Genomic DNA, 19,922 nt, shown 5'->3' with positions numbered 1-19,922 from the left:
GAAGCTTTAATAAGCTTCTTTGTTTCTTTACTTAAGATAAAAATCGTCAAAAACGGTTACTGGCAGCCGTCTCTTATGTTCACTTTTACGCCACAAGTCCTCAATTCGTTCTGCAGCTTCTTCCGAAACTTCACGCCCTTCAAGATAGTCATCAACATCTTGGTATCGAACGCCCAGAGCCGTTTCATCTGGAAGAGCAGGCTGTTCTTCTTCCAAATCAGCAGTTGGTGCCTTCAGATACAAATGCTCAGGGCAATTTAATTCTTGCAGCATCTGTTTGCCTTGCCGTTTATCCAGACGGAATAATGGGGTTAAATCAGCTGCACCATCACCGTACTTAGTATAAAAGCCGCTAAAATTCTCTGCAGCATGGTCAGTGCCAACGACTGCACCGTTGTTGGCACCAGCGATTGCGTATTGTACAACCATTCTTTCACGGGCCTTGATATTGCCCTTGTTAAAATCCGAAATTTTTTCGCCAGCAGCGGTTAAACTAGCTACCATGGCATCAACAGCAGGCTTAATGTTGACAATTAAATCTTGATCAGGCTGTTGAAAAGCAACCGCATCGGCGGCATCAGCAGCATCGGCTTGCACGCCATAGGGTAAGCGAACCGCAATAAATTGATAAGACTGATCTCCGGTTTCCTTCCGCATTTCGGTAATGGCCATTTGACACAGTTTACCGGTTAAAGTCGAGTCCTGACCACCAGAAATCCCCAATACGTAGGTTTTTAAAAATGGGTTAGCCTTTAAATAGTTTTTCAAAAAATCAACTGACCGTCTAATTTCCTTTTGTGGATCTATTTTAGGCAAGACGTGTTCATAAGCAATAATTTCTTTTTGTAATGGTCTCATCGAGTAGTTTCTCCTTTATTGATTTGACTGCGAATGTCCTGAATCATATTCATCTTACTGTCATATAAATCCTGGGAAAGGTCCACTGGGTATTCTTGCGGATTCAGGCTTCGCTTGTATTCATCCCATAGACCATCTAAGTTAGCAGCACAGAACTTCTTAATATCAATTAGTTTTGGTTTTTCGTATACTAATTTACCATTTACAAAAATATCGTGAAGCAGCGGCTGAGCCGTGTAATCTGTCACTATCTTATTAATGTAGTTATATTGCGGATGAAACATATAGAGCGAATCAAATTTCCGCGGGTCGACACCAGCACGGGCAATCCAGTCACCCTCATTTTTCTTTTCAGTATTAGCAGATATCCGCCAAACCTGTTTTTTACCTGGGGTGGAAACCTTAACCGCATTAGAAGAAATCTTTAACGTGTCACGCATTTGGTGCTGATCATCCTCAACTGAAACCAATTTATAAACTGCACCCAAAGCCGGCTGGTCGTAAGCTGTTATATACTTAGTACCAATTCCCCAAACGTCGATTTTAGCTCCCTGCATTTTTAAACTAGTAATTGTCGTTTCATCCAAGTCATTAGACGCATAAATCTTGGCATCAGGATAGCCAGCGTTATCTAGTTCATGTCTTACCTGCTTAGAGATATAAGCCATGTCACCCGAATCAATCCTGACACCTTGGAAATTGATTTTATCACCCATTTCATCGGCTACCCGAATTGCATTTGGAACGCCGCTTCTGACTGTGTCATAGGTATCGACCAAAAAGACACAATCATGATGAGTTTCGGCATAAGCCTTAAAGGCTTCGTATTCGCTGCCAAAAGCCTCAACTAAAGAGTGCGCATGGGTTCCAGAAACAGGGATTCCAAATAACTTACCGGCACGAACATTGCTTGTTGAATCAAAACCGCCGATATAAGCCGCTCTTGTTCCCCATAATGCAGCATCTGTTTCCTGGGCTCTTCTCGTTCCAAATTCCATGACGCCATCGCCCTGAACAGCCAGCTTCACCCGCGCTGCTTTAGTTGCTAAAAGAATTTGGTAATTAATAATATTTAAAATTGCTGTTTCAACCAATTGACACTGTGCTAACGGGCCCTCCACTTGAATAAGTGGTTCATTGGCAAAAACAATTTCGCCTTCACTCATTGAGCGAACAGTTAGTTGCAATTTGAAATTACGTAAATAATCGATGAAGTCATCATCATAACCTACTTCATCTTTAAGATACTTCAAATCGCTTTCCTTAAAATGCAGGTTTTGGAGATATAAAATCACGTGCTCAAGACCGGCAAAAACCGAGTAGCCGTTGCCAAATGGCTCTTTGCGATAATAAGCTTCAAAAACGGCATTACGTTCGGAAATCCCTTTTTTAAAGTAGGTATACATCATATTAATTTCATACAAATCTGTATGTAAGGTCAAGGAATCATCTTGATCTAATTCTTGGTAAAACATTATGTCCTCTTAACTTATCTATAATAGTTTTGGTTTAATTATAAACATTTAAGCAAGTTTAAACAATTTAGTCACCTTTTATTAAAGACTGATAGACGGTAAGAATACTAGACAATTGTTTATTCAAAGAGAAGTTATCCGCAACATAAGCTTTTTCACGAAATGCCATCTGCTTAAGTTCTTCTTTAGGAGTATTAACTGCTGCTTGCAGTGCCGCCGTAATCGATGCCACATCGCCCGTGTTAGCGATGAAGCCATGGCGTTTGTCAGGTATCATCATTTCAATGTCACCCACATCAGTCGATAAAATAGGTAAGAGATTATCACTTGCTTCCAAAAGGACTAAGGGGAAACTTTCGGAATAAGAAGTTAGAACCGCAAGATCCATTCGCCGGTAGAGATGTTTCAACTGCTTATGAGTCATAAAGCCCTGAAAAGTCACCTGTGGACCCAACTCCAATTTTTGCGTTAACTCTTGCAAAGACCGTTTTTGGGTTCCATCACCTGCGATATACAAGTGAACATTGCCATTGTCGAGTTTCTTTAGCGCCTGCAAAAGCAATTCTTGCCCCTTTACTTTTTCTAAGCGGGCAACATTGACAATGTTAAAATGCGGATGCTCATATTTAGCCGGAATGGCTGAATCATCATGAAAAAAAGTACCGTTATAAATCACATGCACTTTAGCGGCCGAAATGCCAGTTTTGGTAGTGATTAAGTCGGCAAATCTTTTGGTTATCGCAAAAATACAATCAGCTTTTTTGAGCGCACGAACATTTTGGCGGGTAAAGACTTTGCCTAAAAAACCTCGCCCCTTGAAGTCTAAATAGGGATCAGAATGGACGGTAACGCACCACTTCGCCGTGATTTTTCCCTTAATTAAAGCTAAATAGAGGTTAGCTCGCGGTCCATGAGTATGCACAATGTCAAAATTACCATGGTTGATAAAGTCGGATAAGCGGCGAAGACTGGTCAAATCATAGCGACTCTTTACCCCCAAAACATGATAATTTATTTTTGCTTCTTGAGCGGCCTTAGCAACTGGTCCGTCCGCTAAGCATAACAATGTAAAATCCTTTTTTTCGCTTTTAGCTTCTTTTAGCAAATTGATAATATGGGTCAACCCACCGCCAGATTCAAGACCAGCATTGACATGCAAAACTTTCATGTTTTATTTCTTTTCCTTTTTAGCTTGATGAACATCAAGCATAAATCTTGGCAACTTGCTCACACGCTTAAACCGCGATGGCTCTTTAAGCAAACGGTAAAACCATTCAAGATGAGCTCTTTGCCATAATTGTGGCGCACGCTTAACCATACCCGAAAAGACATCAAAACTACCGCCAACTCCCATCATTAAGGCTGGGAGCAGATTACGGCGTAAAAGTGCTAATAGCTGCTCTTGGCGTGGTGATCCTAACGCAGCAAATACTAAGTCAGGCTCAGCGCGTTCAATTTGATAGGCTATTACTTCCAAATCTTCTTTAAAATAACCATCCTCAGCACCGACTAGTTGAATATCAGAATATTCATGGGCTATTTTAGCTTGAATTGCATGGATAACGTTTGGCTTTGCTCCGATTAAGTAGACGCGAAGGCTACGATCATTGGCTAGTTTCATTAACCAAGTAAATAAATCATAGCCAGTTACTCGTTCCTTTAACGGTGTACCCAGTATATTAGCAGCTTTAATAATTCCTATTCCATCAGGAGTAATATAGTCCGCATCATAGTTTAAAATTTTCATGAATTCAGGATTTTCGTTGGCTGCCAGCACAATCTCAGGATTAGCAGTAACCACAAATGTTGACTGGTGAACATTGATTCGCCCGATAAATTCGTTTTGAAATTGATGAAAACTTTTGTTATCAAAATCAACACCTAAAACATCTACTTTATCCATGATAATCTCCTCTCGTGGTTAATTAACTTTATTTTAGCAGACTATTAGTTAATACGGGATATGTTTTACCTTTTCTACAAATATGATAATATTAAATCGTCAAAGCAATAGGAGCACCAAATATGAAAAAAGTTATTACTTACGGCACATTTGATTTATTGCATTATGGTCATGTTCGTTTACTTAAGCGTGCACGTGAATTAGGTGATTACCTAATCGTTGGCCTTTCAACCGATGAATTTAATGAATTTCAAAAACACAAAGAATCATATAATAATTATGCTGAACGCAAGTTTATTCTTGAGGCTATTCGCTATGTAGACGAAGTGATTCCCGAAGAAGATTGGGACCAAAAGGTGACGGATATCACTAAGTATCATATTGATACTTTTGTTATGGGCAGTGACTGGCAAGGTAAATTCGATTTTCTGAAATCAGTTTGCGATGTCGTCTACCTGCCCCGCACTCCGGGAATTTCAACCACTAAAATCAAAAAGGACCTGAAATAAAAAAAACTCTGAACTAGTTGATATTAACCAGTTCAGAGTTTTTTATTTGGAAAAAGTGAATTCAAAGCGATCGGCCACATAACTTGCACGCGTATATTCAAATGGCTGCCCTGTTGACAGCTCGGTTACCTGCAAGCGCGTTATTAGTGCTTCGCCCTTTTTGGCATCAAGCAGCCGCGCAGAATTTTCGTTGGCTACAGCTGCCGAAATATGTTCAGTAACACGACCAATTTGATAACCGTTCTTTTCAAGAGCCTGATACAAGTGCGAAGAAATGTCGGCCTTAGAAATTTTACTAATCAGCTCTTGCGGGATGGTAACCACTTCATAGCAGATTGGAACATTATCAGCATAGCGAATTCGCTCCATCCGCAGAACCTCTTGGTCGTCTTTTAAATTTAACCGTTCAGTTTCTGATAAAGATGGCTTACCAAAACGATAAGAAATCAACTTACTTGAAGGTGTCTGACCGTTAGCATGAGTAATATCAGTAAAAGACATAATCCCCGACATTTTCTCTTGGACTTTTTGATTTGCCACGTAAGTGCCGCTGCCAAGACGTTGTTCTAAAATACCCTCATCTTCCAGCGTTTTAATAGCCTGGCGTAAGGTCATTCGTGAAACCCCAAACTTTAGTGCAAGTTGTCGTTCAGCCGGTATCCGGCTACCAACTTGATAAACGTGATTTTCAATTTCACGTTTAATCTGATTATGAATTTTTATATACATCGGCTCTTCCATTAGTACACCTCCAACGATAATTCTTATTATAATCCAAATTGGTCTACCTTGCACAAGCTTTATTAAATTTATTTTTTTAGCTTATTTTTTCTTAGTGGTCCACTTCATTCCTAAAAGACGAATATCAGCTTTTTGACCGCATTCAACTGTAATCGAAGAATCACTGCTGGCAATCACACTAGCACGCATTTGAGCTTGGTCTTTAACGGCTAGATCAGCACCGTTAGAATTTAAAATTAAATCGTGCCCTTCAAGAAGTGCATAATCACCTAATGCCAAGAAATACTGGTAATCCGCACCGCCATTAAAAGTAGCGCGTCGCGCAGTACATTTAACGTGGTCTTGAAAATCGGCGTGATTAATAATAACTGAATTACTAAGCGTAATGACCGCGTCATTGACAGCAATTAAGCGATTAATCTGACAGTTTTGCACAATTACGTGCGGTTTTTGATCAAGATAAATGCCCCCATTAAAATTACTGCCAACAATGTTAACCCATGTTTCTTCCGTAATATACATGCAGGTATCATCAGTAGACAAAAGCTTGCTGTTAAGCATATTTAACCAAACCTGCCCCTGCAAGAGCATTGAATCAGCAATTGAATTGTTTAAATCGACCTCTGCATTTGTTTTAGTAAAGGTATCAATACTGCCGTAAACACGCGAGTTATTGATAATTGCCGTCCCATGGCCCTCAATTGCTAGCGCACCAAATTCTTCAGAAACATGCTCAATTGAGGAATCATTCATTTCTAACCGAAAATCAGCATCAGCATAAATTGAAACAGAGCCATTTAAAATTACCGTTGAATATAACTCCAAGGTGGCCTTGCCATTAATAGCTACTGCCGCCGTATCCGTGCCAAAGCCCTTAATAACGCAATTTCGCAGCGTCAAATATGTATTAGCTTCTGCCGGTACATATAAACTATTAGAATCATTGTTAGTGTTAATACATAAATTTTCTAAATTAACAAATTGACTGTCGGTGGCTAAGTTGACACAACCTAGAATTGTGGTGTCTTCTGGCAAACTGCCAGTGCCTTTAATCGTAATGTTGGAAAACAAGGTTTTTGCAGGTAATTCATAAAAACCTGGCTCCAGCAATAAAACGTCATCTGCACGCAAGTCCTTGAGGGCTTCATGCCAACTGATTTCGCCGCCTCCAGCACCAACGTTAACTAGTCTCGACATAAAATTCCCTTCTTATAAAAGTAAACTAGCCTTTATTGTACTATTTTTTAGACTGATTAGTTAAATGGTAAGTTTAATTGACGCAATTCACAGGAAAAACTTTAGAAAAATAAAAAGACAACCCAAAAGCTGCCTTTTTTCGATAATTTTTATTGGGTTAGCTGGATTCGAACCAGCGCATACTAGTACCAAAAACTAGTGCCTTACCGCTTGGCTATAACCCAGTGATAATGGAGGAGGGTGGATTCGAACCGCCGAACTCAGAGAGAGCGGTTTTACAGACCGCCGCGTTTAGCCACTTCGCTACTCCTCCGTTACGCACGTTAATTATCTTAACTAAAAACATGCGTAATTGCAAGCAAAAATTTGCGAAATTATTTACTTATTTTCTTCAACGTATTTTTTAATTCGGCGCAAGCCTTCATTGATCTGATCCATGCTGACAGCATAAGAAAAACGAATATAGCCTTGGCCGCCCAGAGCAAAGCTTGAGCCCGCAGTCACAGCAACGTGTGCTTTATCAACCAAATCATAGATAAATTTAGAATCGTCTTGTTCTAATCCTGCCGGAATTTTAGCAAAAATATAGAAAGCCCCTTGCGGTTTTGCACATTCAAAGCCAATATCGGTTAAGCCCTGGTACAAAACATCTCGCCGTTTTTGAAATTCACGCTTCATTGGTTCAGAATCATTCATACCATTTTTGAAGGCTTCCTCAGCAGCGTCCTGCATTGGCGTTGGCTCAGTAGTCACGATGGTTTGGTGGACCTTAGCAATTTGTTCCAAAATAGCCTGCGGTGCACAAACAATTCCGATTCGATACCCGGTCATTGCCCAAGCCTTGGACACACCGTTCATCAGAACTACCTGGTCATGCAGAGATTTTTCCATTGAAGCATGAGGCTGATCATAATTCAGTTCACTATATATTTCATCACATAAGGCAAAGATTGGTTTGTCCCGAATCACATCTGCGATGGCGTCAAGCTCTTCTTGGCTATACATTACCCCAGTCGGATTTGTCGGATAATTCATGACCAACATCCGTACTTTGTCACCGTATTCATCAAGAACTGCTTGCAACTTAGCTGGCGTTAACTTAAAACCATCTTTTGAAGTATCAATCGTAACGATTTTAGCACCATCATTTAAAATATTGACATCAGACATATAGAGCGGAAATATTGGAGTCGGAACCACCATAATGTCTCCCGGATTCAAGCAAGCGCAAACCGTATCAAAAATTGATTCCGTTACGCCATTTGTAACCAGCACTTCAGTTTCTGGGTCATACTTTTGCCCATATTTTTGCGCCAAAAAGTCGGCCGCCGCTTTGCGTAAGCCCATCGTTCCGTTTGACGGTGCATAATGGGAGTGATTTTCATCAATCCCTTTCTTGGCAGCATTTTTAATATGATCCGGTGTATTAAAATCAGGTTCACCTAAGGTAAACTTGACTACATCAGGAATCTTGCTGGCATAATCCGAAAACTTCAAAATTGGATTCGAGGGTGCGTCTGCTAAACCCTTTCTCGTGTACTTTATTAAATCAACCATTTTTTCACCAAACTTTCCTTTTCATTTTTGTTAATTATACATTTAATAAAAACTATTTTCTACCATATTTTTTTAATATCTAATTCATTTTAGTCACTTTAATTAATCGTGTACTTATTTACAAAGGCTAATCAAGCCAATTACTCCCGGCACCCAGTAATAATTTACGGCAAAAAAAGACAGCTCAACTTAATGAACTGTCTTTCTTGGGTTGGGTGTTCGTAAGAACAATTGGGTTAGCTGGATTCGAACCAGCGCATACTAGTACCAAAAACTAGTGCCTTACCGCTTGGCTATAACCCAATGCAATTGAGCTTTTACTTGACCGCTCAACATTTAATAGTATAGAAAAATGTCGTGCGCAAGTCAAGAGAAAAATTTATTTTTTCTGATTTGAGCTCACATGCAGTCGCTTAAGCAAATATTGCATTTCCTTAATTAGTTAAAACAGAGTCCTATTTTGCGCTAATTAATTAGCGCAAATTTTTACGTGGCACGGTAACTAGAACTTTTAAACTAAGTTTAGTTCATAGGCATTTCTGAGCCCATCTTTTGTTTGATCAATGCGAATGACGCCGCGATATTTAAAGCCAGCAGATTTAATCAGCGCCTGCATCCGGAGATTAACTGCATGAGTGTCAATGCGGAAATTTGATATTCCTAAAAACAGGCCACGAGAAATTAAGTTAGAAATAAATATTTGTCCTAAATGCTGTCCGCGAAATTTAGCCGAAATCGCAATCCGGTGGATAGTGGCATACTGATCGGCTTCATTTTGCCACTCGCCGTCTATCGCAGCATAGCTAGGCTCAATACTAGTTTGCAAAACAGCAATACCGGCAACGACTTGATCAACCATTAAACAATATGCCCGCTTTTTGACAATGTCATCCAGTAAAATTTGTTCATTCGGGCGACCATTTTGCCATTGCGGGATACCATCGCTTTTCAGCAATTGCTTTGCTTCATTAATAATTGCCATTATTTGCGTTAAATCACTTTCTTGCGCTAATCGAATATAAATTGCCATGCATAAATCCTCACTTTAATAATAAGGTTAATTTTAGCGCAATTATTTCTTTTTAGCAGTAAAAAATAGGACAAAAAAGACAGCCTCTTGCAGCTGTCTCAAAACTAAAAATTATTTAATTAAGGTTTAAAACCAGTATTATACTTTTTATTCTTAGCAATATAAGTCGGTACGCTAATAAAATGCATTGAACAAATGTCATCAGTATGCGAGATACTGAAACCATAGTAATTATAATCGCCATCGTGAAGCGAACCTTGCGTATTAAACAAGTCACCGGCATGTTCCCATTCCTGGTAATTACTACGCTGCTTTCGTCCTTGCTCGCCACTGCCAGTATAGCCGAACATCATTTGCTTTAAGCCAAAATAGACACTCTTTTTAAGTTCAGTCATTGTCATCGTATTATTTTGATTATAAAAGCCGGCCATGTCTTCAACATAATTATCATTTAAATCTAGGCCGTTAGCTTTACATGCACGAACGATGCCTGGAACATAATGACTATCGCGAATGGTCTTCTTATTTACCGCATATTCAGTCGCAATATCTTGAGCCAATTTGCACGCACCAATACTATCGCGCCAAGGATCTAACCCCAAGTCATTGCGAGCCTGATTGATCAGACGCAGAGAAAAGGTCGTTAAAGTATCGGTTTGATCCGGCGTAAGCTGGCTTAAATCAACGATAGTTTGATCATCGGCCTTAGTTTCACCGTTTTTAATCCGACTAAAATCATTAGTATCCATTCCGCTCATTGAGGCATCAATAAACTCCTTAGATGGATTCCCTTGATAAGCCTGAAGCAATTCAGCTCTGGTATAACCCGCTGGCAATTTCATTGTAGCTTGAACATTGACATTTGGCTTAATCGTTTTAATAACTTTAGCATCCTTAGCTAAAAGCCAATGTGAATTATTACCTATCTTATAAGCTGTTAGCTTCTTTTTACCAATCTTCTTTTTACTGCTATATGGGTATTGATACTTAGGACTGGCATAATAATTGGAATGCTTTCCAGAAAGCTTATAAAGCCGGACTTTTTTATTTTTCTTTGTTTTGACAAAACCTTTAACTGTAGCAGCTGAAACTGGTGTAGGTTCATGCAGTACAAGCGCAGGAATAGTTGTCAAAAAAATAACATTAATAATGGCAATAGCTAATTTGCTTTTTTTCATTTATCTTCCCTCAAGAGTATTTACTGATTGGCTCTGATGGCTTTATATGTCATTCTAAATCTATTTAGAATTTAATGCCAATTAATTTTTCCACTAAAAATAACAAAATTAGACAATTCAACCGTTAAAGCAAATAAATTAGGTGTAGTGTCAGAAGCATTTGTTGGAATTTAATCATTACTTACAATACACCCTTTAACCATATTGGTCGATTAACAAGCTAATTATACGTGAAATTCATATCTGTCGGAGATAATATACTGTTCCCCAGCATGAACAACATTATTATGCTCATCTTCAATACAGACTTGCAAAAGAAGTAGCGGGAAGCCGATCGATTTCTTTAAAAATTTGGCTTCGCTTAAACTGGCTAGTGCAACACTAATAATCAAGTCGCGAGAATTCAACTTGGTAATTTGGTAGTTATCTTGCAAAATTTGGTACAAAGACTGACTTAGGTCTTCTTTTGCTAACCCAGCAAAACGTGGTAATGGGAAATAATTGCACTCCAACATAATTGGTTCGTCATTGACAGAGTGAACTCTTTCAATAAACAACGAATGCTTAGTTTCCAGAATTTTGCGTAACTTAGGTGGTGTTTCTACTTCCTTAACCTTTATTACCTCAACGCTTGCCTTAAAACCCTCTTTTTTAGCAATCTGAGAAAAACTTTCAGCTGCCGGTGAACTAATAATTCTTTTTACTTTTTGCGGTTTGCGGACAAACGTCCCAACTCCCTGGATTTTTTCGACTAAGCCGTCTTCAGCTAGTCCCTTAATTGCTTTACGCAAAGTAACCCGGCTAACTGCAAATTGTTCACTTAGCTCAAACTCATTTGGCAGTTTACTGTTAACGGGGTATTCATTAGTAATAATTTTTTGTCTGATTTTCTCCATTACCTGAGAATATAACGAACCTGTCTCTTTCAAAAGTCACCACTACCTATATCATTCTTTACTTTGCCCCAACGGCATTAGTTATCCAAAAACTTTTCTATCTATCCAGTTAAATTGTTTCTTTTTATTATGAACAGTATAAAACAAAATCAGATTAAAGTACGCTACAACTTTATGCGCAAATAGCTTTCATATTAGCCTTAATAGCATAGAAACTAACAATTCAGCTATTAAACTAACGAGCCATTCTTTCATTTTAACAGCTTGTTCCAGCAAAATTAGTAGGCGGTATGCTTTTAATCGCCGATAATCAAAAGTTGTCCTACTAGTTAAAGTCATTTTACTATATCAGTTAAAATAAAATTTGTAATAAAAAAGGATTCTACTTTTCATAGGATCCTTTTTCTAATCACTTAAAATTGCTCAATTAACTTAATTAATAAGTCAACTTCCACATATAGCGACGCTTAGTTAATGGATGCTTTCTTGCTTTAGCTAATTCTTCAGCAAAGACACGCATTACGCCGGTGTGAATCATTGGGTTGAAGTAGTCAATCACATTCTCACTAGCCACTTCATTTAAGCCATAATCTTTGGCATCAATATTAGTGATTTGTGCATCAAATCTTTGCAAGAAGGTCAATGCGCGGGCGTCTAAATGACGAGTTTTGCCATCATTCATGAACAACAAGTATGGTGCGTCTTTTTCTGTAAGTTCAAATGGTCCGTGGAAATATTCACCAGTATGAACTGTTGGGGCAGCAATCCACTGCATTTCCATGAATAAGAACGAAGCGGTTGAGTATGCTACACCAAGTGAAGCACCGCTACTCAAAACATAAATTGTTTTTTCGTCCCGGTATTTTTCACCAAATTCTTTTGCCATTGGTCCAACTGACTTAACTGCATTCTCAATCAAATCTGGCATCCCTTTGAATGCGTCCAAAGCCTCATCGTAGAATTCATAGCCTTCAAATTCTTGTACAATCTCGACTGCCAAAGCCAAGCAATAGGTCATCTTTTCAGTTTTAGCAGCATAGTTTTCGTGGAAGCCGTGAACTACCTTATATTCAGTTTCCTTAATAATAGGTGAATCTTCTGCCATTGATAAAGTTACGACATGGGTACCAAGCTCTCTGGCCTTCTTAGTAGCAGCAACTGATTCCGGTGTAGTACCACCAAGTGATGCTGTGATGACAATGGTATTTTCACCAACACCCTTTGGCGTATCATAGTTAAATTCATTGGCAGTATAAATCGCAGACAACAACTTAGTGCTTTCATGAGAAATAAAGTAGTAGCCTGGATACAAATCAGCCATTGAAGCACCACAGCCAACAAACAAAACCCGGTCAATGTTAGGTTGCTTTGACTTGATATCACTAACAATTGCCTTAACTTTTTCAAAATCCATAATAATTTTTTCTCCTATCAATAAAATCAAATTTTAAATAACTGGTTACCAATATTTAGTTAAAAATTCCTAATACACTCAGCAAGATACCGCCGACAATACAGATCACCATAATCCAAGCGGTATTAACCTTTTTCTTGATTAGGTAAAACATGCCAAAGGTAAAGGCCAAGGACAGCATCTGTGGGAAAATCGAATCCAACGTCGTTTGTAAAACAAAAGTCTTACCAAATTTAATTGGCGTCGTAATCCCAATCATTGTGGCAATCATGGCCCCAATTACCATCAAACCAACCACATTCATCAATGACATAATGCGGTTAATCGTTCCGTTGCCAATCAGCTTTTGGATATTCTTCTTTCCTTGCAGATAGCCCCATTTGCCGCCCCAATAGGTAACAGCAGCGGACGGAATGATGGAAATTATCATTGCCAAGATTGGACCAAAGATATTGCCTTGCTGGGCCATATTAACTCCTAACCCAAAAGCAATAATCTTTATTGTTCCTTGGAAAAAGGAATCACCAATTCCTGACAATGGCCCCATCAATGAAGTCTTTACACTGTTGATTGACTCCGGATCAAAGGTATCAGGATTTTCCGCATATTCTTCTTCCATTGCCGAAGATAAACCTAAAACAAACGAGGTTAACTGTGGAGTACAGTTGAAGAATGCCATATGCCGGTGATAGGCCTCTTTTTTCTTCTGTAATTTTTCTGGGCTATCCGGTTTTTCACCATAAATCTCATCAATTGTTGGCGCCATGCCATACATAAAGCCCATGTTCATCTGCCGCTCATAGTTCCACGAAGTTTGAATGGCCCATGACCGCCAGAAGAATTGCCAAAATTTATGACGTAATTGCTTATCTGTGTGTTTTTGTTCAGCCATAATTTTTACTCCTATAATTCTTCCAAATCATCTAGGCTATCATCTTTGGCAGAAGAGCCAGAATCGTTATTACCATTATTATTCATAAACTTATTCAGGATGATTACTAAAATCACTGCAAAAATAGCAACGCTGATTACCGACATCTTTCCGTATGCCGCAATAAAGAAACCTAAGAATAAGTAAACAGCATTTTTCTTATCAATCATGGTTGACATTAGTAACGCAAATCCGTATGCTGGCAAAATTTTACTTGCTAAGGTCAAGCCGTTTGTCAACCAAGCAGGAATCATTTTTACCAATGCGGTAACCGCATCGGTTCCTAGGTAGATTGCAAAAAAGATTGGGATGAAATAAAGCAAGCCATAAATAATTGGACCATAGACGATATGGTAACTACGGGCCTTTCTAAATTTGCCATCATCAATTGCTTTTTCAACTAGCGAGTTAAATGAAGAAAACAGCATTCTGACGACAATAGCAACCAATTGACCTAAAACCGCAACTGGCAAAGCCACAGTTAGTGCCGCTTGAGCACTTGTATGCGATAAAATCGCAAAAGCTGAGGCTACAACTGAGCCCAGAACCATATCGGGAGGAACAGCGGCTCCAACGGCCACAATCCCCATTGATACTAATTGCAGTGTGGCACCAACCATTAGTCCTTTGGCAGGATCTCCTAATGCCAACCCCACTAGGGTACTGATGATTAATGGTTGTTCAAAATTTTCACGTCCAAGAAGTCTTGAGTCGAACATGGCAAAAACACCAATTAGTCCGACGATTAATGCTTTCCAAAACATTTTTCTAGCCTTTCTTTCTAAATAACATTATTTAGAAGCTCTTTATTAGATGAAGGAACCTGTTGCATTGAAATCTTTATTCCTTGATCACACATCTTTTTTGATAATTTAACCTCTTCAGGCGTCAAGTAAACAGCATTGCTAAAGCGCTTGGCATCAGGCTTTGCTGGAATTAAGCCATAGTTAATTTCTTCAACTGGTCCGAATTGATCAATAAATTTACTCAATTCAGTGACATTTTCAAAGATCAACATAATGTTATCTTTCAAGGCCTTGATTTGATCGATTTTAGCAATTGCAGCATCGACACTAAAAACGTTTAAGCGAACATCTTCTGGTTTAGCTAACTTTAACGACATTTTCTTAAAATCATCTTTAGCAGTGGCTGTGTCAATTACGATTACGCGCTCAATATTTGCAAACTTGGTCCACGAAAATATTACCTGTCCGTGCAATAAACGGTGATCAACCCTAATTACCTTTATCATAATAAATCTCCTTCATCATCATCTTCGCTCATTAACTTATTAACTGATAAAACTCCCTTCTGTCCTTCGGCAATTGCCTCCAAAATAGCATCTTCACTATCCTGCGCATTCACTGTGGTAACTAAAGTAATAATCAGAGGTAAATTCATGCCAGTCAAAAGCGTTAAGTTATGGTGATCTTTTAATAACTGGATCATTTCATTATTAACAGATCCACCCAATACATCCGTCACAACAATAACTTTGTCCTCTTTACTTGCAGCAACAGATTGTTTGACTTCGGTAATAAAACCTTCGTCTTCGGAACCACTGCCATAAGCTTCATACGCCTCAAGATTGTCTTGCTTACCAGCAATCATCTCAACTGTATCCTTCATGCCTTTTGCAAGCTTGCCGTGACTAACTAAAATTATTTTCACTTCTTTTCACCCCTAATCAAAAATCAAATATTCTAAAATGTCTTTTCTAAAAGTATGATGTATTAACACGTATATATAAATAATATTATAATGCCTAAATTCTGTAAAGCTTTTCTTTGAAAATAATTAAATTATTTTTGCATTATTATCATTTTAAAGCGGTGTCATTGCTTTTTAATGAGATTTTTAATTATTGATCAATCTTAAGGGTATTCTGCCAAAAGCTGCGCTCTTGTTAAGGGCTACAGCAATTAGCAGCATTACTTATACTCTTCTTTCCACATATAGCGCCGAGTCAGATAACTTTCATGTGTTGTATATGATAGCTCCCTCATATAAACGTTATTTAAGATAGAAGAAAAAATTGAATGGTTAAAATATGGGGCAATCTCTTCTGGGAGATCATCTAGGCCAATTTCTTTACCATCTAATACGTATAATTTCTCCCCAGCAAATCTTTGTTCAAATCTTAAAGCACGTTCATCCTCTGGACGCGTTTTTCCAGTAGCGAGCAATTGAAAAATTGATTTTCCCTTATCGGTCACTTCAAATGGTCCGTTGAAGTACTCGTAGCTGTGAATGGTGGGTGAATTCAACTGCAGCATTTCTTCCAAATTACAAATCGAGAAGATATAAGCAGCTCCATAGGCGGGCCCGCTAGCAATAACGTAGATTGTCCTTTGCTTTTTATTTAATTCTGCCCATTTTTTGGCTAAAGGAGTCGTGTATTCGACCGCCCTGCGGTAAATTGGATCTAAATCGGCAAAAGCCGCCATCGCAGCTGCATAATTATCATAGCCTTCAACTTCATTTAATACATTCATAGCAATACATAAACCAATACTGCTATTAACTCGTTCAATCCTACTTTCATCAAGTGCCAAACTCTCATACTTAATTTGGTAGTCAGAGTAGTCTAATAGTGCTGATTTTTCAACATATAAGGAGATTGTGGTTGCGCCCGCATTTTGTGCAATTTGGGAAGCAGCAATTGTTTCCTTAGTACCTCTCATTGAACACAAAACTACTAAGGTGTTTTGGTCCAGATTTTTCGGGGCTGCATAAATAAATTCACCACTGGTATACATTGCGGTAAAAATGTTTTTTGCTTCTTGTTGCAAAAAATAATTAGCTGCATAAAAGCCACCAAATGAGCCACCAGCTCCTACCCACAAAATTTGTTTAATCTTGCCGTGCTTTGCTATCTTGGCTATCGCCTGCTTGACTACCTTTTTCACTTCTTCTTGTATTTTCATCTTTTCCTCCCTTCAAATGATACCTGTATCTTTTAGTTATCATAATAAAGCGCTTTATTTAAAAAGTAAAGGCTAAAAATATAATACATGTATTTATTTTTGGCAAATAAAAACTAACACCTGTGCTTAAGTAAACTTCTTTTGCTATAATATTAATAAACTAATTAAGGTATAGGCAGATTAATGTTAGAAAAAGAAGAAGGACATACGCCCCTTTATATTCATTTAGCGGATATTATCAAAAAACGCATTGATGACAAAAAGTATCGAGAAGGTCACGCCATCCCCTCAGAAATGACTTTGCAAGAGGAATTCAAATTAAGCAGGACTACTGTGCGTAAGGCATTAAAACTATTGTCTGATCAAAATATTTTGATTAAATTACCGGGAAAAGGAACTTATGTTTCAGATCAGGGTAACGAGGTCAAAACACAGAATCATCATTTTTCTAGTCTCACTGATAGCGTAAAAAAAGCCGGAAAGACGATGTCTACCCGGCTAATTAGCGTTCAGAAAGTCCCAGGTCAACCTGAGCAAAGAAGTTTTTTGCAACTACAAGACGATGAGCAATTAATTGAAATTAAACGGTTAAGATACATTGATGAGGTGCCTTTCTGCGTTGAGTGGATTTGGCTACCACCTAAATTTGCCGGGATTGAAAAATCTGATCTTGATTCGCCGTTATACCAACTACTGAAAAAGAACTTCATGGTATCTCCAAGCACAGGCAAAAAAACTTTTAAAATCACTTTTGCCACTAGAGAAGAATCTTTCTTATTAAACGTAGACGAAAAAACAGCCTTAATGCAAATTAAAGACTTTGTGTATGATAACCACAACTTGCCAATGCACATTTCGCAACAAGTTTTGCGCAGTGACAAGTTCACTTATGCCATTGATCATTAAAATTAACTACCAAAAAAGGGCCTAGTCGAATTGACTAGACCCTTTTTACTTATTAAGTTGTTATTTATATTTATTATCTATTTCAGGCGATTAGTACCAGCCATTTGCTTGCCAAAAGGCCTTAGCAGCTGACCATGAACCATACCGGTTAGCAACGTAACTGTTGGCAACACGTTCTTGGTTGGCAGCAGAGTAGTCACCGTTAAGGTATGAAGCTGAAAGTTGGTATTTACCAATGTATTGGCCGTTTTGAGCACTGTATGAGCCGCCTGATTCACGATTTGCAATCCATGCCTTAGCAGAAGATTCAGAATCAGAACCACCAGCATAATTTTGAGTAGTAGCATTGTAAGAAACATTTGTGCTAGCTGTATTTGCAGCACTGTTATCAGCAACTACTGCTTCTTGGTTAGAAGCGTTTTCTGGGTAATAACCTTTGTTAACATACTCAGCTTTTACCCATTGATTCTTACCCAAGTCATACCACTTGTGACCATTTTTATCATAAGCAGTTTTAATAACTTTCCATGAAGAATTACTTGGTAAAATTTGCCCAGTAGCTTCAGGAGTCTTGTAGCTGTTCCAAACGTGGATTGAGTTACCATCAACGTAGTTAACAGTTACGACTTCTGCATCATTTTCTACTGTTGCAGCGTGAACAGTTTCCTGATTTGCACTGTTCATTGCAACTACACCAGTAACTGATACAGCTGCTACTGCCGCCGTTTTAGCTAAGATAGATTTTACCTTCAAAAAATATCTCTCCTTAATAAAAAAACCCTATCTTTTTTCTATATCAAACTAACAAGTAAAGTTCTTACTGATCAATTTGATTGTATATATACTACAGCGTAAAAATTTCAGAATCATAACAAAGTTATCACTCGATTTTTAAAAAAAAGTTACTTGGTAAAAATTGCTTGTCATATTTGTAACATATTTATTACAGCAAACAGCATTTAGTAAGTTCCTATCATAGCAACTAATTACACTAAATTTGCTAAATACAAGAACGTCCGTTTGTACCAAGCAAATGGTCTAGACGAATTAGTAATTTGCAACAAAAATGAAAAACTTCTAGTCCGGCTTTTCATTCCTTGATCCAAAATGCTATAGTTAAATTATATTTTGGAGAAAGGAAACTAATTATGAGTAAATATACTGTTGAATTAGACGAAAAAGACATTCAAATGATTAAGGATTGTCACTTAAAGAACCCATCAATCATGAAGGCATTAGCAAATGCTAAAAAAATTGCAGATTAGGTTCTCTTAATTTGATGCAGTAAAGCTTCTCATATAAAGAAGCTTTTTTCTTTACCCAAAAAAGCCTTTATCTAGTGACCGCTAAAACAAAGGCTTTTGGTATTTATCCGTGTTAATCTACCGCTATTTAAGAAAAAATTGATTTATAAGAATAATCGACTTTTCCCATATATTGTCTAAAATCTGTGTCATGGGCTCTCTTTAATGCTAGTTGATCACGGTACAGAACGCCCATCTTGTAAAAGACAAATGGGTTAAAGTAATCAACAACAGCATCGTCAATATCTTCCATGCCAAAGTTTTTAGCATCAATAATTTCAATTTGCCCGTGATATTTTTGAATAAAATCTCTGGAACGAGTATCCAGAACCCGATTTTTCCCCACATTGACACATTGAATGAATAATTTATCATCTTGCAATACTTCGAATGGACCATGGAAAAATTCGGCTGAATCAATAAAAGCACAATCCATCCATTGCATTTCCATCATAGAACAAATCGCAAAGCCATACGCTTGTGATCTTGCTGCACCAGAACCTAGAATATACATAAAATCCTGTTTACGATACTTTTGCGCAAATTTTTGGGCAGCTGGCAGTTGATACTTCTCCGCATTAGCAATAATCTGATCGATTTTACCTAAGCCAGCAAGCATCTGGCTATAATTTTGGTAAGTATCCTCTGTTTGATGCAAGTATTCATTTAAAATACGCAACTCCATTCCCATTGGAACATCTTGTTGTGACGTCTTTTCATCCCACTCATAGGTATAAAAAACATCGTATAAGTCAGGATTAGCAAGCTTTGATTCTGGGTCATGACTAATAGCAATGACAAACGAACCATTCTGTTTAGCCAATCTTGCTGCTTCAATTACTTCTGGCGTATTACCGCTATGAGACAAGACAAAGGTTACGCTATGCTCATTCCAGCGTGGCGGATCAGTCAACGTTAATTCTCTTGCTGGCAGATAGGTGGAATGGAGCCGACGACTCTCTTTTTCAATAAAATAGTGTGCCGGATAAAGATCATTTAATGAGCCTCCGCAAGCTGCAAAATAAAAGTCGGTTATCTCACGCTCAGTTAACTTCTTAACTAATTCTTGTTCATTTAATTTCATTTTTTTACCTCA

At 38.1% G+C, this 19,922-nt stretch carries 20 protein-coding genes and 3 tRNA genes; 2 read left to right on the top strand and 21 right to left on the bottom strand.

Annotated features, from left to right (window positions below):
* Positions 1–27: 27 nt before the first annotated feature.
* The 4 genes from nadE to GYM71_RS02375 form a co-directional block, all read right to left on the bottom strand.
* Positions 28–858: an ammonia-dependent NAD(+) synthetase gene (gene nadE, locus GYM71_RS02390; protein WP_220220793.1), complete on the bottom strand. Its 831-nt coding sequence runs from the start codon at positions 856–858 to the stop codon at positions 28–30.
* A complete protein-coding gene (locus tag GYM71_RS02385; RefSeq protein WP_220220792.1) occupies positions 855–2,333 on the bottom strand; it encodes a nicotinate phosphoribosyltransferase in 1,479 nt (492 codons plus the stop codon). Before GYM71_RS02385 ends, nadE begins: the two co-directional genes overlap by 4 nt.
* 67 nt (positions 2,334–2,400) lie before the next feature.
* Complete coding sequence (locus tag GYM71_RS02380; protein WP_220220791.1) at positions 2,401–3,501, bottom strand: glycosyltransferase; 1,101 nt, start codon at positions 3,499–3,501, stop codon at positions 2,401–2,403.
* A gap of 3 nt (positions 3,502–3,504) precedes the next feature.
* Entirely contained in the window at positions 3,505–4,236 is a 732-nt protein-coding gene (locus GYM71_RS02375; RefSeq protein ID WP_103753072.1) for a WecB/TagA/CpsF family glycosyltransferase, read from the bottom strand.
* Positions 4,237–4,358: 122 nt separating this feature from the next.
* On the opposite strand from GYM71_RS02375, the gene tagD reads away from it, so the two are divergent.
* Positions 4,359–4,745 (top strand): glycerol-3-phosphate cytidylyltransferase, encoded by a 387-nt coding sequence (gene tagD / locus GYM71_RS02370; protein WP_103753073.1) that lies wholly within the window; start codon positions 4,359–4,361, stop codon positions 4,743–4,745.
* A 42-nt stretch (positions 4,746–4,787) separates the two neighbouring features.
* Here the strand turns inward: tagD and GYM71_RS02365 are convergent, their stop codons facing one another.
* From GYM71_RS02365 to GYM71_RS02295, 15 genes are all read right to left on the bottom strand, one after another.
* Complete coding sequence (locus GYM71_RS02365) at positions 4,788–5,486, bottom strand: GntR family transcriptional regulator (RefSeq protein ID WP_103753074.1); 699 nt, start codon at positions 5,484–5,486, stop codon at positions 4,788–4,790.
* 81 nt (positions 5,487–5,567) lie between these two features.
* Positions 5,568–6,683, bottom strand: coding sequence for a hypothetical protein (locus tag GYM71_RS02360; protein WP_103753075.1), 1,116 nt, complete (start codon positions 6,681–6,683; stop codon positions 5,568–5,570).
* Between the two features lie 152 nt (positions 6,684–6,835).
* Positions 6,836–6,907: transfer RNA gene (locus tag GYM71_RS02355), tRNA-Gln, on the bottom strand.
* 7 nt (positions 6,908–6,914) lie between these two features.
* Positions 6,915–6,996: transfer RNA gene (locus GYM71_RS02350), tRNA-Tyr, on the bottom strand.
* A gap of 65 nt (positions 6,997–7,061) precedes the next feature.
* Positions 7,062–8,240: an aminotransferase class I/II-fold pyridoxal phosphate-dependent enzyme gene (locus GYM71_RS02345; protein ID WP_103753076.1), complete on the bottom strand. Its 1,179-nt coding sequence runs from the start codon at positions 8,238–8,240 to the stop codon at positions 7,062–7,064.
* A 231-nt stretch (positions 8,241–8,471) separates the two neighbouring features.
* Positions 8,472–8,543: transfer RNA gene (locus GYM71_RS02340), tRNA-Gln, on the bottom strand.
* Between the two features lie 208 nt (positions 8,544–8,751).
* A complete protein-coding gene (locus tag GYM71_RS02335) occupies positions 8,752–9,270 on the bottom strand; it encodes a GNAT family N-acetyltransferase (protein WP_220220790.1) in 519 nt (172 codons plus the stop codon).
* 119 nt (positions 9,271–9,389) lie between these two features.
* Positions 9,390–10,448: an SEC10/PgrA surface exclusion domain-containing protein gene (locus GYM71_RS02330; RefSeq protein WP_220220789.1), complete on the bottom strand. Its 1,059-nt coding sequence runs from the start codon at positions 10,446–10,448 to the stop codon at positions 9,390–9,392.
* Between the two features lie 224 nt (positions 10,449–10,672).
* Positions 10,673–11,377: a GntR family transcriptional regulator gene (locus tag GYM71_RS02325; RefSeq protein WP_220220788.1), complete on the bottom strand. Its 705-nt coding sequence runs from the start codon at positions 11,375–11,377 to the stop codon at positions 10,673–10,675.
* Between the two features lie 403 nt (positions 11,378–11,780).
* Positions 11,781–12,758 (bottom strand): SIS domain-containing protein, encoded by a 978-nt coding sequence (locus GYM71_RS02320; RefSeq protein ID WP_220220787.1) that lies wholly within the window; start codon positions 12,756–12,758, stop codon positions 11,781–11,783.
* Positions 12,759–12,813: 55 nt separating this feature from the next.
* Entirely contained in the window at positions 12,814–13,650 is an 837-nt protein-coding gene (locus GYM71_RS02315; RefSeq protein ID WP_220220786.1) for a PTS system mannose/fructose/sorbose family transporter subunit IID, read from the bottom strand.
* 11 nt (positions 13,651–13,661) lie between these two features.
* Positions 13,662–14,453, bottom strand: coding sequence for a PTS mannose/fructose/sorbose/N-acetylgalactosamine transporter subunit IIC (locus GYM71_RS02310; RefSeq protein ID WP_220220785.1), 792 nt, complete (start codon positions 14,451–14,453; stop codon positions 13,662–13,664).
* A 17-nt stretch (positions 14,454–14,470) separates the two neighbouring features.
* A complete protein-coding gene (locus tag GYM71_RS02305) occupies positions 14,471–14,941 on the bottom strand; it encodes a PTS sugar transporter subunit IIB (RefSeq protein WP_103753083.1) in 471 nt (156 codons plus the stop codon).
* Positions 14,938–15,360: a PTS sugar transporter subunit IIA gene (locus GYM71_RS02300; protein ID WP_220220784.1), complete on the bottom strand. Its 423-nt coding sequence runs from the start codon at positions 15,358–15,360 to the stop codon at positions 14,938–14,940. Before GYM71_RS02300 ends, GYM71_RS02305 begins: the two co-directional genes overlap by 4 nt.
* Positions 15,361–15,620: 260 nt before the next feature.
* Positions 15,621–16,616 carry a sugar isomerase gene (locus GYM71_RS02295; RefSeq protein ID WP_103753085.1) on the bottom strand — a complete coding sequence of 332 codons (996 nt, stop codon included), beginning with the start codon at positions 16,614–16,616 and terminating at the stop codon, positions 15,621–15,623.
* A gap of 183 nt (positions 16,617–16,799) precedes the next feature.
* Between GYM71_RS02295 and GYM71_RS02290 the strand changes: the two genes are divergently transcribed.
* Positions 16,800–17,522 (top strand): GntR family transcriptional regulator, encoded by a 723-nt coding sequence (locus tag GYM71_RS02290; RefSeq protein ID WP_220220783.1) that lies wholly within the window; start codon positions 16,800–16,802, stop codon positions 17,520–17,522.
* 90 nt (positions 17,523–17,612) lie between these two features.
* On the opposite strand, the gene apf is transcribed toward GYM71_RS02290, so the two are convergent.
* Both apf and GYM71_RS02280 read right to left on the bottom strand, forming a co-directional pair.
* On the bottom strand, positions 17,613–18,275 hold the full coding sequence (gene apf, locus GYM71_RS02285) for an aggregation-promoting factor (protein ID WP_220220782.1): 663 nt from the start codon (positions 18,273–18,275) through the stop codon (positions 17,613–17,615).
* Between the two features lie 639 nt (positions 18,276–18,914).
* Complete coding sequence (locus tag GYM71_RS02280; RefSeq protein WP_220220781.1) at positions 18,915–19,910, bottom strand: SIS domain-containing protein; 996 nt, start codon at positions 19,908–19,910, stop codon at positions 18,915–18,917.
* Positions 19,911–19,922: the final 12 nt, after the last annotated feature.

Source organism: Lactobacillus panisapium (assembly GCF_019469265.1).
In the GTDB taxonomy this organism is placed as follows: Bacteria; Bacillota; Bacilli; order Lactobacillales; family Lactobacillaceae; genus Lactobacillus; species Lactobacillus panisapium.
The sequence above is the reverse complement of the archived record's forward strand: the minus strand, read 5'-3'. Positions and strand labels throughout refer to the sequence as shown.